Consider the following 13,566-nt stretch of genomic DNA (forward strand, 5'->3'; position numbering starts at 1 on the left):
ACGGCATGGCGAACCCTTTCGAGAAACGAGCGACCGAATATCTCCGAGACGACGAGGCTTTCTTAGCCGTCGTGACGCCGGAGCCGCTTGCGACCTTCTTCCAGAAACCTGCCAAAGAGGGGCGACTGTACGACAGGCTTGCGATGATCATCGGAACGCCGGGCAGCGGTAAGACCACTCTGGCGCGGCTCTTCCAGTTCTCGACGCTGACGACACTGCTTCGCAACCGCGGCCTGAACACCTATAAGGCATTGATTGACACCTTGACGGCTTGTGGAGCGATCGAAGACGAACGCCCAACTGTGATCGGCGGCCGCCTGCCGCTTGAAGCCGAGTACCGCGAGTTTTGGGAATTTCCCTATCCTGAGGATCTCAAGACGGGCCTCATGATCGCGCTGTTGCAGGCGCGAACCGTACTAACTTGGCTCCGCAACTTTCAAGCCGCTGGGATACCGCTCGATCGCGTGGAAATCATTCCGCGCGCTGAAGCTGACGCCGCGCTCACCGCGATTGGCGGAACGCATGGTCCCGCCCTGCTTACGCGGGCGCGCGAGGTTGAGCTGGCGATCTATAAAATCTCGGCGGCGTTGATGCCTCCCGACATCGAGGACATCGATCGCGAAGCCGCGGCCGTATATCGGCCGTTCGATGTGATCGAGTCGTTCCGTATTACCGACGGCGAACAGGTACTGCAGCTCAGGCCGCTGGTCATTTTCGATGATGCCCATAGCCTGCATCCGACGCAACTCGCTGCGCTGCGCCGGTGGCTCACCCGGCGCGAAATGAAGGTCGCCAGATGGGTGCTGACCCGTTTGGATGCGCTAACGCCCGGCGATGTGTTGCTGGATAAGATCCCGGGGCCCGAGGAACCCGGGCTGAAGCATACGCGCGAGATCACTGACATCTGGATGCAGAGCAGCGATGATCGCGCGGGCCAGCGTCGCGCGTTCCGCAAGATGGCGAAGGACATGGCTGGCCGATATCTGAGTCAGATGGAGGTGTTCAACCGACGGCGCCTTAATAACCTCGGCGACTTGCTTGCGACCGCGCCCGAGACGATACCGCTTGGCAAGCGCGACAGGCTTGCCCAACAAGTCGAGGTCTTGCAACACCGCTACGGCGTTTCCGCCGAGCGGCGGCGAGCGCTGGAACAAGAGGTCGAAACCTATCTGGCCGGCGCTCACGAAGATGGCGAGGACTTGCGGCTTGCCATGCTCGCGATCCTGCTGGAGCGCTACGCCAAACGCACCCCGCAACGGGGCTTGTTCGAGGAAGGCGGCGATGATGCCGAGCCAAACCGGCCCCTCACCGCCGACGCCGACGTGGCCGATGGCGCGCGCATTCACCTGATGCACCGTCACGATCGGCCGTATTATTTCGGTATCGACGCTCTTTGCGACGCCAGCTCCGAGAATGCGGAGCAATTCCTGCAGCTCGCTGCCCGTTTGGTGTCGCAATCGGAAACCCAGCTCATCCGCGCCAAAGCAGCAACCCTAAAGAGTGGTATTCAACATAAGCTTTTGCGCGAGCGCGCCGGTGAGATGGTGCGAGAATGGGACTTTCCCCAACACCAGCAGGTCCGTCGGCTGGCCGACGGAATCGCAGCCGAGTGCCTCGCCAAGAGTCTTGAAGGTAATGCCTCTCTGGGCGGCGGCGCCACAGCGTTTGGCATCCCGCAGGATGAATTCGAGGCGATTCCGGAGACCAATCCAAAATTGGCGCGCGTCCTGCAGTTCGGGGTGGCCTACAACGCTTTCGTGCTTGTGCCGAACCACGGCACCAAAAAGCGGGTGTGGTGTCTGATCGAATTGGGGGGGGTGTTTCTGCTCCATCAAGGACTGACCTTAAAGCGAGGGGGCTTTCTCGAACGGCGTGCTGAAGACCTCCTTCGCTTTCTGGGCGAGGGCTGAAATGGCACGCGACCGTCGCTGGGACCCCTGTATCGCCCATCACGGCCCGGAGGCGGATGCGTTCGTGGCGGACTACTTCGCCCTGAAGGATCGACGCGTATTGTTCGTTGCTGGCGCTGGGTTCGACCCCCGGTCTAGGACCGTAGCTGAACGTCTGGTTGCAGCAGGCGCGTCGGTCCGAGCCATCTTCTTCCAGGAGAATCGTCCGAATGCGCTGCAAGGCTTGATTGACCGCGCAAGCGCAAACACGGATGCGCTTCTTGCGGCGATCGCGGACCGCGAGGTCGTGCCCGTGGATATTTTCGGCGCCGATGGTGCGGTGACCGGTGGCCGAAATGTGGTAGCCATCCTCAATCGCCAGCAATTCGACGGGATCACGGACATCGTGATCGACATCAGCGCACTTTCGGTTGGCACCAGCTTCCCGATTATCCGCTATTTCTTGGAGCGCATCGAGCGGCGGAAGGGTCCAGCAAACCTGCATGTTTTTGTCGCGCACGATCCGAAGCTCGATGCGGACATCCGGTCGGTCCCGAGCGACTCACCCGGGTATGTGCACGGTTTCAAGGGAGGGTCGACCCTCGACAGCTTCGCGACCGCAGCGAAACTCTGGCTACCGCAACTTGCGGCTGGGCGTCGAAGAGCGCTTGGTCGGTTGCACGACTTCGTGGCGCCACACGATACCTGCCCGATCCTCCCCTTCCCGGCCACCAATCCTAGACTGGGCGATGCTTTGGCCGAGGAATACCTCACGGAATTGGAGAGCGGCTGGTTGGTAGACACGCGCAACATTGTCTATGCCGACGAGAGTGACCCCGTCGACCTCTACAGAACCATTCTTCGGCTGGACGACCTGCGAAAGCCCGTTTTCGCGGAGACGGGCGGCTCGCTCCTCGTGCTCTCGCCCTTCGGAAGCAAAGTCATGGCCTTGGGAGCGTTGATGGCGGCGCTTGAGCGCGATTTGCCGGTCGCGCATTTGGAGCCGATCGGCTACGATCTGGGCTCGTCGGTTCCCACGGAGATCGCCGCACCCAATCTTGTTCATATTTGGTTGGAAGGGGACGTGTATCCTCAACCCCGGCCGGCACTACTCATAGAGGGAAAGACTGCAAAATGACTGCTGTGGAGCGACCAAAAGCCTTTGGAGCTGGCCTAATCGCGCTCGATCTAGTCATCGGCTTGGATCCGCAGGCGCCCGTTCGTTCATGGGCGGGCGGAACCTGCGGCAATGTCCTCTCTGCTCTGGCTTATTTAGGCTGGGACAGTTATCCCATAGCCCGAATGAATGGCGATCCGGCCTCGGTCCGCGTTCGCGACGACATGGCGCGCTGGGGTGTCCGACTGGACTACGCCAACTGCGGTCCAACGGCACATACGCCTATTATTATCCAGGAGATCCGACGCGGGCGCGACGGCAGGCCCAAACATCGATTTTCCTGGTCATGCCCGCAGTGCGGGCAATGGCTTCCCGGCTTTAAGGCCGTGACGATCGAAGCCGTCGAAAAAGTAACCCCGGCATTGAACGACGCGTCGGTGTTTTTCTTGGACCGCTTGTCTCGGGCGACGCTGATGCTCGCCGCGCAAGCGGCCGAGCGAGGCGCGGTGGTGGTCTTCGAGCCATCGAGCAAAGCAACCGACAAACTATTCGCCGAGGCGATCGGCATCGCCCATATTGTCAAGTATGCGGACCAGCGGCTTGCTGGCGTTCAGGGCGTGATGAAGGACGGTACGGCAACGTTGGTTGAAGTCCAGACCCTGGGTGAGCAAGGCCTCAAGTATCGCCACCGCCTCGGACGATCCGTTTCAAACTGGCTTCATCTCAGCGCCATTGCTGCTCCACGTCTGGCAGATACCTGCGGTTCGGGCGATTGGTGCACGGCAGGCCTCATCGCGAAGGTTGCCGGGCGAGGTCAGGCGGGACTGCGACAGTCCGGCGCACAAGGCCTACGCGCTGCGCTTCGTTATGGACAGGCTCTTGCCGCCTGGAACTGCGGCTTCGAAGGAGCTCGCGGCGGCATGTATGCAGTCAGGCGCAAAGCTTTTGACCAGCAAGTCACAGCTCTACTCGCTGGCGAGCTCGATAACTTTACTGAAGGCGCGGTGGAATTTGGACCGGAAAGCATCATTGCCTGCCCTGCCTGCCCTCCAAAATCAGCAAATCGAAGACCCTTGGCCCGTGGGCGCGCTCGCTTGAAGAGGGCGGCCGCGTAGACCGCGGTCGCAATTCCGTCGATGGCCCTTCAGCAGCTCGAAGTCGCTCATGACGGCGAAGTCTCGATTGGATGCTCTCAGATCTAACCTGTTTACGACGGCACTGTTTGATTCTTTGAGGGATTACGTTTTTGGTGGCACCGGATCAGCCGCCGCGATGCCAAAGAGGGGAAACCAAAGTGGTGTCCGCCTGCTTGCACTCAGTTTGGAGAATGCGCTTCAACCATCTGGAGCGAGTTCATGCAGCGGGACGAATACAGAATATGACTGATTAGTGCGCAGCCGTCATGATAGCCAAGCGGGCTAATCATCTTAAAGCGCCGTCGAAATTCTTCCGAACGAAATCTCCCGGCGAGCGCCTCCAAAGCGGCGTGCCGTAGTCTTCCCCGTTTGCGGTCGGCGACGACGAGATCGAGTACCGGTCCTTCGGCCTTCACAGCGCCGCGTGGTAGAACGTGAGGTGGTCAACAGCGTGCGCTCGGTCTTTGGACGGACGTTGCGCGGCACGCCGCGCGACGGATGACAAGCCCGTTCGAAAGCGTACATCGTCCGCGAACCTCAGCGACTCGTGATATGGGTGATCATGCAGTTTCAACGCTATATGGCCACCGACGCGTTCGCGCGCGAGCTGGGCTCCCTTCACGCATTTCATGGCCGGAAAGTCGGGTCAGGGTTGCTTGAATATCTTGAACAGCAGGGACTGCTCTCTCCGCGGATGCGCATCCGCTATCCTGACCCGGTAGCGCGCCGATTTTGGCTGATGGCGCACGAACATTGGGGCCCACGCCAGTTGCGCCATCCAACCGAGCCGGACGGGCCACGTTGGGACGCCGCTGTCGAGCTGGATGAGGCGCTTTATCGTTGGCGAAATAGCTTGGCCTATGGCCCGTCAGACAATCCGCTCGACGATCCCAGCACCGCGCTTTTCCGAATTCATCCAACACCCGTCAGAAACGACGTTTGAAGTCTTGCTGGATATGCGCGTCGACGTAAGCAATGATGTCGAGACAAACATGTTCGACGCCATAAATGTCGAGACGTACTATTCTACGTGGCAAGTGCTGTTGGCTGCCGAGGTAGCAGACGCAGGGGTGCACATCAGAATTAATCTGGGCGACAAAGCTACCTTCCAGCGCACCATGGAAGCGCTGGACGCCGGCAGGCTTCCTCACGGTTCTGGCCCTTCCTATGATTTTGCGCCGTTCCATGCGGCGCGAAGATTTGCAGAGCATCAAGCAGCCCTGGATGCGGTCGTTTGGTTCGCCGAGGAGCGTTCGCGTGTTCTGTCGGACATCATCAAGGTACAAGGCGGCGGGCGCTTTCGGCTCAGGCCGACGCAGAGCGCGCAGTACGAACAAGAGACAGTCGCGTTGTCGGCGGCGGCGGTTGGCCGCTTTACCGTAAATCTCGACCAACTCGTTGCGGCAATCCGGTTTCTTGTGGAACGTTGGTCCGAATGGAAGCGAGAGGGGCGCCCGCTGATTGCGGACGGCTATCAAGCCGTTCTGGCAAAAGCCGTCATCCTGGCCCGGCTGGCCGGCAATGTGAATTTCGCCGAGTTGCGCGACCGTATCGGACGGGTCGGCGGATGGTTCAAGCCGGCTTTAGATGTCATATGGCCGGATTGGGCGGCGGAGGAGAAAGAGCGCGTACATGTTACGCTCAAGGCATCGCTGGCGACGGTCGGTTCAACGAGCGTTTCGGATGCTGATATCACCGCCTTTGTCGACTTCTTGGCAAAGGAGGGCCAAGAAGCGCTCTTCTGGCGGCTGCGATCATTCGAGGAGCATGCGCTGCGCGGCAACGAATTCGCGATCGAGGCCATGAAAAGCGATGTGCAGGGACTATCCGTCGTCGTCGAGCACATTGCGGCTGCCTTGGGCGGCACCGGCACCCAGCTTTTTCAGAAATTCAGGCACCTCTGGAAGGATTCGCAGGTCTTGCGTCTACTCGATCGCAGTCACGTTACGGATCTGCGTAAGCAGTATACGCTACCGAGCAACTGGGCGGCACAGAAAGCGGCGTTCCAGGCCTTGCGCGCGGAACCGGGCGGCGAGATTGTGGCCGACCTGGTAGCGGCACATCGAATCCGCGCATCTGTCCACGAGGCGCTACCGGAAGACGACCACTTCGAACTGGAAGCATTCTTTGTGGGTTTGATGCGCGCTGCGCTGCTTACATTTCTGCAGGTCCGCGGCTAGGCGAAGCGACACCACTCCTTCGACGCCGACAATGCGCGCAGACCGTTACTGGCGGACGGTATGTGCTCTTATGGTCCAAGGCATCGACCAACTCTTCAGAATGGGAATGTCCCACGACCCACTCAGGCAGTGTTGTAGCCCGGTCTGGCCGAAGGCCTTACTATGTGACGGATGCGCAATGGACCGATCGCTACTTTCACGGCCGACGGCGTGAACGGTCGCCTGAGTAGCCGACGTGGATTGTTTCTTAGATAAGCCGAGGAACCGCGAAGACGATATCCTTTGTTGGCTTTTCTTCCCCGAACAGAAATCGAGCACATTCGGCCAAGATTTTAAACGACGGTCTTTGTTTCTCGTCGTGAGGCGCTGCTTTCAAATATTGCTCGGTCTGTGGTCCCGCGCAAAGTGTTTGCCTGACGTCATGGGCGAAGACGCTTTCCTTTGCGAGCATACATCGGCTCGTAAGAATTGCGCCCTCCGCAACTGAGAGCGTGACTCCCCTGAGAAGCACCTGTTCATCGTCAAAAATAATATTGAACAAGGACATGCGCAAATCCACGGAGCTGCGTGGGCTTGCGATGATATACAGATTCTCATCCGAGCAGAAATAGGCGCCAAGCGACCGGCGAACCCCGCCTGGGACTTGACGCCACGATCGATAAATCGGCGCGTAATCAGAGCCGCGTTGTTTCGATAGCCGGCTTCTGGCCACAACCACATTTTGTTCTTCGTCTAATGCAAAGTGCAGATAGTTGCCGCTGTATTTCTGGATGACCTTGTCACTGAGATCGGTATCGATACCCAGCGCTGAAATGAAAGAGTGAGGCCGCGATCTTTTGTTGTCGCTCCATTTTGGCTCTCCTGAAACGTGCTCGTCATCGGGTGAAGGTCCAGTATCGGAGTGATTGTCTTGCGCCGCGCGCGGGGGCTCCTTAAGAAAAGCCAGACTTTCTACCGCTGTGTTGCCAGGGGTGAGATGTTCCGCTAGTTCGCGGTCTTCCCGCCATTTGGCCGATTTCGCTTCCCAATATTCCAGCAGGACGATTGCCAGGTTCTCAGATGGCCGAACGCGCGGCCTGCCGTTCGCGGTGTAGGCGACGCCAGCCAAGCGCTGGCCCGGCGTGACCTTTTTCGTTTCGTTGAGTATCAGGGGCCTGCCATTGGCCAGCTTGAACAGCTCCGTATGTAGATCTTCCCAATCCAGCCCCTTCGAGCAATCTTTTGCCGCGGTCAGAAGCGCTTGAACCGCCTTTTGGGCGTTAAGATCTAAAGGCATGCATCCCCCCGGTCAGCCCCCGATACAAGAGTATGCGGGCTTTTTACACGGAAATCGCAGAGGTTGCATACTTTCATCAGTTCATTAGCGGGTACGGATTTCGCTCTCGCGACTTGAACCGTCGAGACACCGCGCCGGGATATTCCCATCGCGAGTAGTCCGGACGAGGAGCAAGTGATGAAGACTTTTCTACTGGCCAGCGTCGCCGCGGTCGTGCTGGCGACCGCCGCCTTCGCCGAGGATAAGCCGGTGACCGAGCCGCAGCCCGCCGTAGGCTCCACGGCCGGACGCGGCAGCACCAGCCAGTACATCGTGCCGACGGCGCCCGGCGGCAATCCCGGTGCCCAGGCGGGCATGAACTGGACGTCGCGGAGCGGCAACACCAACCTCGGCGGTTACGTCGGTGGCAACACCGGCGGCGGTTACGAGGGCGGCGCGCGCGTTCAACTTCACTTCTAGCAAGACCGGTGTGTCCCGGCCTATTGCGGCGGGGACACACCATTCCCTCTCACGCCAAGGAGTTACTCCATGAAACGTCTCGTTCTGTCTGCCACGGCAGCTGTGGCCCTTGCGGGAGTGGCATGGGCCGATCAGCCCGACCGCCGGACCGATATCCATCACACCGACGGCTCGACGACGACGGTCACGACTGACCGTTCGGGCACCTTGGCCGTCACGCCCGGCCATGGCGGCGGTCAGGCTGGCCGCGGTATTCCGCACGACGATATCGTGAAGGAATACACGCGACCGGGAAGCCAAGTCCAACCGATCGAGCGTCGGTAGAACGGATACACCCCAACAACGTCTCATAACAACAGGAGAGAAAGATGAAGTCAGCACTGAAAATGGCCGCTTACACGCTGGGCTTTCTCGCGGTGATGCAGTCCGCTCACGCGGCGGATTGCACGCAGATCATGGGCAACGCCGAAAGCAAAGAAGGGGTCAGCGTCTGCAGCGACGGCAGCGTCGAGGTCGGCGGCAAGATCAAGGACGTGTCCACGCACACGCCGCTCGGTGGGCCGAACGGCTTTCCCCAGGAGACAGGCCGTAAGGCCGAGGAGACCGTCCATGCCGTCGGCGCGGGCGTTGAGCATGCGACCCACGAAGTGGGCAAGGCCTTCGCCAAGGCGTTTGGCTGGTAGCCCAAGGGACGACTCTCTTGTCCCGACTACAGGTGGGTCTCGTAAGATTGGATGGAGGGCCGATTTTCGGTCCTCCATTTTCCTAGTGGGTTTCCCGATTTCTTGGGTGCCTCGAGATCCGATCTTTTCCTGGCAGATCAGACCCAGATGTCGCTTGGCGCCGGAACAATGCGCTTGGTAGTGCGCTAAGGGATATCCTTGGCTCCGCCCGGGAATTGAGGGTGCAAACCGGCTGCCTCGTTTCGAGGTAACCGGCCTCAACGCTTCGGCGGGGATCTCCTCGTTCGTCGAAGCCTTACCCGTCGGAAATTCACTTCCGGAAATGAGAGATGGGTTTGCGACCCGGTCGGACCTCGATCATCCCAGGTTGATTCAATTGCTCTCATTCCCTCGCGTTGCACGCTGCTATTGTAGCACCCTCGAATCAAACGACTCCTTCGGACCAGGCCAGTTGCTCAGCCATGTCACCAACAACCACTGCCTCCTCCACCCCATCATCCATCAAGCGCTCGTTTCGAGACCTGTCGGATATCGAGGTCGCGGATATCGAAAGAGCATCAAGTCTCTCGCGCATGGGCTGGAGCGGTGGTTTTGGTTGGGACGAGCTGTTGCGCTCGCAACGCGTGGTCATGGTTTCCGAAGCTGGCGCGGGAAAGACTTACGAGTGCCAAACACAGCAGGCCAGGCTCTGGAAGGCTGGCGAACCAGCATTCTTTCTGGAACTCGCGACGCTGGGCGGCAGTTCAGTCCGCGATATGCTGACCTATGACGAGGAGCAGCGCTTCGAGGCGTGGCTACGCTCCCAATCCGAGATTGCGACCTTCTTCCTGGACTCTTACGACGAACTTAAGCTGACGCTTGGGAGCTTTGAGCAAGCGCTGAAACGTCTCAACAAGGCGCTGGCGGGGCAGCTCGGACGCGCGAGAATAATCGTCACAACGCGGCCGGTTCCGATCGACCGCGAGCTTTTTGCCGAACATTTGCCGATACCAACTGCGAGAAAGGCGACGTCTACAGCCGAAGCGTTCGCCGACATGGTGATGGACCGGCACCAACAAAAGATCAAGGATGAAACCAGGCCAAAGCCATGGCGCAATGTCAGTCTGATGCCGCTATCGACGGAGCAGATGCGCGAGTTTGCCGTTCTCCAGGGCGTGACCGATCCCGACAAATTGCTGGCCGACATCCGGGAGCGCGATGCGGAACAATTCGCGGAACGTCCCCAAGACTTGATCGAGTTGTGCTCGGATTGGCGCGAGCATCATCGCATTCGTTCCCATCGAGAACAGGTTGAGAGCAACATCGCCACCAAGCTGAAGCCGAGGACGGCCCCGAAGGAGAGAGTGGAGTTCTCGCAAGAAACGGCAATTGAAGGCTCCAGCCGCCTGGCTCTCGCTGCGTTGCTGACCCGGAAGGTTACCCTGCGCCACTCGGCAGATGCGGACAGCGTCCACGCAAGCGAGGCAGCGCTGGACGTATCCAAGATCTTGCTGGACTGGAGCGACGCGGCACAATCGGTCCTCTTGGAGCGAGCGTTGTTTGGCTTCGCCAGCTATGGCCGCGTTCGCTTTCACCACCGGTCCGTGCTCGAGTTTCTTGCCGCGAAGCGGCTCGACGCCCTGCTCGCCCGCGGTGTTTCGATCAAATCCATCAAGCGGCTCTTGTTCGTAGAGACGGCGCAAGGGGTACGGACGGTCCGCCCCTCGATGCATCCGGTGGCGGCGTGGCTTTCTCTTTGGCACCACACCATCTTTGATGATATCGTGGAACTTGATCCGGCTGTCGTTTTGGATCACGGCGACCCGCAGTCGCTGAGTGTGGCCCAGCGGATCAGAGCGCTCGAAGCTTATGTCGAGCGCTACGGCCGCGGCGGCTGGCGCGGCCTCAGCACCCCGGAAATCCAGGTTCATCGGTTCGCCTCGCCGGAACTTGCGCCGAGTGTTAGGAGGCTATGGAAATCCGGGATCGAAAATCCGGAAGTGCGAAGCCTTTTGCTCCGGATCGTTATTGCCGGAAAGCTAAAGGCGTGTGCGGACATCATTTATGCGATTGCGATGGATACTGCCGGCGATGATTATGAACGCAGCCTCGCAACTGAAGCCTTGGTGCACCTGAGCGACGAGCATCTCGAAGCACTGGCAGAGTCGCTCGAAAACGAGCCTGCTCGATGGCCTGACGCGATGGCCCGCCGTGCGCTGATCACCTTGTTCCCTACCCATCTTTCGGTAAGCCGATTGTCACGAATATTGAAGCGGGTAAAGCAGAATGTCCGTAGCATCGGCGAACTAAATCACCGTCTGCCACACGAGATTGAGATCGCGGGCCTCTCACCAGAGGATCTTGATGAATTGCGCCAAGCGCTGACGGATCTGATCCTTGATGGGATCGCGTGGGCCCCTGATAAATACCCGCATGTACGAACCAAACGCTACGAGCTGTTGCCGGCACTTATAGCAACATGCCGCCGGCAGGAGGCTGAAGGCGTCCGGACGGAAGCGTGGATTTCGTCGAGCCTACTTGCAATTCGGCTCTCAAAGAACGAGCATGGCACCGAGAGAGAGGCTCTAGCCAGATTGCGGCACGCGCTCGGAGAACTTTCTCCGGAAGCGCGAGAGACGGCCTTTTGGAAGGAAGATGCTTTCGTCGCGACGATTCATAAGGTCAAGGACGCCTGGCAACGCATCTTCGACGTGTCCCACCATGGTGGCATCCCGCTCGGCGAAAAGGATGCTGCATGGGTTCGAAAACGCCTCGCCGAGCGTCAGGAGCCGCTCGACCATCGCGAGATGATGCTATGGGCCGAGATGGTCTTGCTCACAAGCAACGCGACCGATCCTCAGACGCTGCTTGAAAGCCTCAAGCCGCTTGTTTCGGACTCGTCCGCCCTCACCACGATCATCGATAATCGCCTGAAGACGCAGGATGGCTCAGCCGAATACCGCCGGATGGAGGCGGAGCGAGCAAAACAGGCAAAGCAAGCCGAACGTCGGACAGCCAAGGCACATGCAAGCTGGATGATGTTTTGGCGTGAGATCGTGCAAAATCCGGGCGCGGTCTTTGCTGCGGATCGCGCCGCCGGTACAGCCTGGGATCTATGGCGGGCGGTCGAGCGCTCAGGTGAAAAAAGCCGGGCTTCAGGATGGAATCGACGCTTCATCCAGGAACAGTTCGGCGCGGCCGTCGCTAACCGACTTCGTGAAACAATGATGGCCGCGTGGCGCAGGGATAGACCGACGCTGCGCAGTGAACGCGCGGAAGAACAAAAGGACTCGTTCTTGGTTCGCTGGCAGTTTGGCCTCGCCGGGATTGCCGCAGAGGCGGAGGATCCAAATTGGGCCAAGCGGCTAACGGAGAGCGAAGCTGAGCTCGCCTGCCGCTACGCGCCGATAGAGCTCAACAGCTTTCCGTCGTGGCTCGAAGCACTTGCGGTCGAGTATCCGCAAACCGTGGATCGCGTCCTTGGTCAGGAACTCAGCGTCTCCCTGCAAGAGGTCACGAGAACGAACGGCTATTCGATGTTCCTGCAGAATATCAACCACGCACCGGCCATCGTAGCCGCCCTCTTTGTTCCGCGTATCCGCACTTGGTTGGCCGAGGTGGCGCAGAGTCAGACTCTCGCCAATGATCCGCAGTATGAGCAAAACCTGCGTCAGGCGATCGAAATCCTAATCAAATCGGGTAGCGATGACGATCGCAGCTTTGTAGAGCTGGCCGCACAGCAACGTCTCGCTGTGGGACTCACCCTTCCTTTCGCAAAGGTGTGGTTGCCAGCGCTTCTAAACCTAAATCCGGGCGCAGGCATCGATCTCCTGGAGAAGGGTCTCGCGAATATGCCGACCGCCAAGCTGGGCTCGGGCGTTCAGTTATTTGCGGACCTTTTCGGCCACGAATACGGCGGTCTTGGTTTCGATCTCCACGGGCCTGGATTTACACCACCGCTTTTGCTTCGCCTTCTCCGGCTCGCCTATGCCCAAGTTCGGATAGGCGACGATACGCAGCACGAAGGGTCGCATTCTCTTGACACGCGGGACCACGCTGAGCGGGGGCGGAGCGCAATCTTAAGCGCGCTGTTCGCTTCAATCGGCCCTGAAGGCTGGGCGGCAAAGATCGAAATGGCCGGCGATCCGTTGTTCGTGCATATCAAGGACCGCACCATGGCGCTCGCGCAGCAAAAAGCGGCGGAGGAAGCGGACAGCGTTGCGCTTACGGAGACGGAATTCTCAATTCTTGACAAGACCGGAGAGGCGCCACCAAAGAACCGCGAAGCGATGTTTGCGCTCATGCAGGACCGTCTCGATGACATTGACGACCTGTTGCTTCAGGACGTGTCGCCTCGCGAGCTATGGGCCAGCATCAGAGACGAGCACGTGATGCGGCGAGCATTAGCTGGCGTCCTTCGGGACGCCGCCAGGCAAAACTACACCATCGATCAGGAGGCGGTGACGGCAGACGAGAAGGAGACCGACATTCGGTTTCGATCGACTGTGTCCGGACAGCAAGGAACGATTGAACTCAAACTCGGAGATGAGCGCTCCGGAACCGACCTGTTCAACACGATCCACGATCAACTCTTGACCAAATACATGGCCGCCGACGAGTGCCGTACAGGATGTCTTCTTGTGACCATCGCAAAGATTCGCGAATGGGAGCATCCCCAGACCGGCAAGCTCATCGGGTTCGAGGAATTAATGTCCTTACTGAACGATGAAGCGCAACGAATATCGAGGGAACTCGGAGGGACAGCCAAGCTCATGGCAAGGGGATTGGACTTGAGACCTCGACTGTCTTCGGAAAAGAGCTCTCGGGCAAAGTGCCGCCTGGACTAG

Annotated in this window: 10 protein-coding genes; 9 read left to right on the forward strand and 1 reads right to left on the reverse strand. The window is 59.3% G+C overall.

Annotated elements, in window-relative coordinates; translation table 11 throughout:
* Positions 1 to 5: 5 nt before the first annotated feature.
* From RX329_RS37470 to RX329_RS37490, 5 genes are all read left to right on the forward strand, one after another.
* Positions 6 to 1,910 (forward strand): hypothetical protein, encoded by a 1,905-nt coding sequence (locus RX329_RS37470; protein ID WP_317245294.1) that lies wholly within the window; start codon positions 6 to 8, stop codon positions 1,908 to 1,910.
* Between the two features lies 1 nt (position 1,911).
* A complete protein-coding gene (locus RX329_RS37475; RefSeq protein ID WP_317245295.1) occupies positions 1,912 to 3,027 on the forward strand; it encodes a hypothetical protein in 1,116 nt (371 codons plus the stop codon).
* Positions 3,024 to 4,121, forward strand: a complete 1,098-nt coding sequence (locus RX329_RS37480) for a PfkB family carbohydrate kinase (RefSeq protein ID WP_317245296.1) — start codon at positions 3,024 to 3,026, stop codon at positions 4,119 to 4,121. The genes RX329_RS37475 and RX329_RS37480 overlap by 4 nt, the downstream gene beginning before the upstream one ends.
* A gap of 583 nt (positions 4,122 to 4,704) precedes the next feature.
* Positions 4,705 to 5,085, forward strand: a complete 381-nt coding sequence (locus RX329_RS37485; protein WP_317245297.1) for a hypothetical protein — start codon at positions 4,705 to 4,707, stop codon at positions 5,083 to 5,085.
* Positions 5,086 to 5,134: 49 nt separating this feature from the next.
* Positions 5,135 to 6,322, forward strand: a complete 1,188-nt coding sequence (locus RX329_RS37490; protein WP_317245298.1) for a hypothetical protein — start codon at positions 5,135 to 5,137, stop codon at positions 6,320 to 6,322.
* Positions 6,323 to 6,569: 247 nt separating this feature from the next.
* Here the strand turns inward: RX329_RS37490 and RX329_RS37495 are convergent, their stop codons facing one another.
* Positions 6,570 to 7,598 carry a hypothetical protein gene (locus RX329_RS37495; RefSeq protein WP_317245299.1) on the reverse strand — a complete coding sequence of 343 codons (1,029 nt, stop codon included), beginning with the start codon at positions 7,596 to 7,598 and terminating at the stop codon, positions 6,570 to 6,572.
* A 177-nt stretch (positions 7,599 to 7,775) separates the two neighbouring features.
* On the opposite strand from RX329_RS37495, the gene RX329_RS37500 reads away from it, so the two are divergent.
* From RX329_RS37500 to RX329_RS37515, 4 genes are all read left to right on the forward strand, one after another.
* The gene (locus RX329_RS37500) at positions 7,776 to 8,057 is read left to right on the forward strand and encodes a hypothetical protein (protein WP_317245300.1); all 282 of its coding nucleotides are present in this window, start codon (positions 7,776 to 7,778) and stop codon (positions 8,055 to 8,057) included.
* A gap of 69 nt (positions 8,058 to 8,126) precedes the next feature.
* Positions 8,127 to 8,381: a hypothetical protein gene (locus tag RX329_RS37505; RefSeq protein WP_317245301.1), complete on the forward strand. Its 255-nt coding sequence runs from the start codon at positions 8,127 to 8,129 to the stop codon at positions 8,379 to 8,381.
* A gap of 44 nt (positions 8,382 to 8,425) precedes the next feature.
* Complete coding sequence (locus tag RX329_RS37510) at positions 8,426 to 8,740, forward strand: hypothetical protein (RefSeq protein ID WP_317245302.1); 315 nt, start codon at positions 8,426 to 8,428, stop codon at positions 8,738 to 8,740.
* A gap of 461 nt (positions 8,741 to 9,201) precedes the next feature.
* Complete coding sequence (locus RX329_RS37515) at positions 9,202 to 13,566, forward strand: hypothetical protein (protein WP_317245303.1); 4,365 nt, start codon at positions 9,202 to 9,204, stop codon at positions 13,564 to 13,566.

This window comes from Bradyrhizobium sp. BWC-3-1 (assembly GCF_032917965.1).
GTDB lineage: Bacteria > Pseudomonadota > Alphaproteobacteria > Rhizobiales > Xanthobacteraceae > Bradyrhizobium > Bradyrhizobium canariense_D.

Bases quoted from the DNA above. Each gene is read 5' to 3' on its own strand.
- RX329_RS37510 (WP_317245302.1), top strand. From the start codon at position 8,426: ATGAAGTCAGCACTGAAAATGGCCGCTTACACGCTGGGCTTTCTCGCG.
- RX329_RS37505 (WP_317245301.1), top strand. From the start codon at position 8,127: ATGAAACGTCTCGTTCTGTCTGCCACGGCAGCTGTGGCCCTTGCGGGA.
- RX329_RS37500 (WP_317245300.1), top strand. From the start codon at position 7,776: ATGAAGACTTTTCTACTGGCCAGCGTCGCCGCGGTCGTGCTGGCGACC.
- RX329_RS37495 (WP_317245299.1), bottom strand. From the start codon at position 7,598: ATGCCTTTAGATCTTAACGCCCAAAAGGCGGTTCAAGCGCTTCTGACC.
- RX329_RS37485 (WP_317245297.1), top strand. From the start codon at position 4,705: ATGCAGTTTCAACGCTATATGGCCACCGACGCGTTCGCGCGCGAGCTG.
- RX329_RS37490 (WP_317245298.1), top strand. From the start codon at position 5,135: ATGTTCGACGCCATAAATGTCGAGACGTACTATTCTACGTGGCAAGTG.
- RX329_RS37515 (WP_317245303.1), top strand. From the start codon at position 9,202: ATGTCACCAACAACCACTGCCTCCTCCACCCCATCATCCATCAAGCGC.
- RX329_RS37470 (WP_317245294.1), top strand. From the start codon at position 6: ATGGCGAACCCTTTCGAGAAACGAGCGACCGAATATCTCCGAGACGAC.
- RX329_RS37480 (WP_317245296.1), top strand. From the start codon at position 3,024: ATGACTGCTGTGGAGCGACCAAAAGCCTTTGGAGCTGGCCTAATCGCG.
- RX329_RS37475 (WP_317245295.1), top strand. From the start codon at position 1,912: ATGGCACGCGACCGTCGCTGGGACCCCTGTATCGCCCATCACGGCCCG.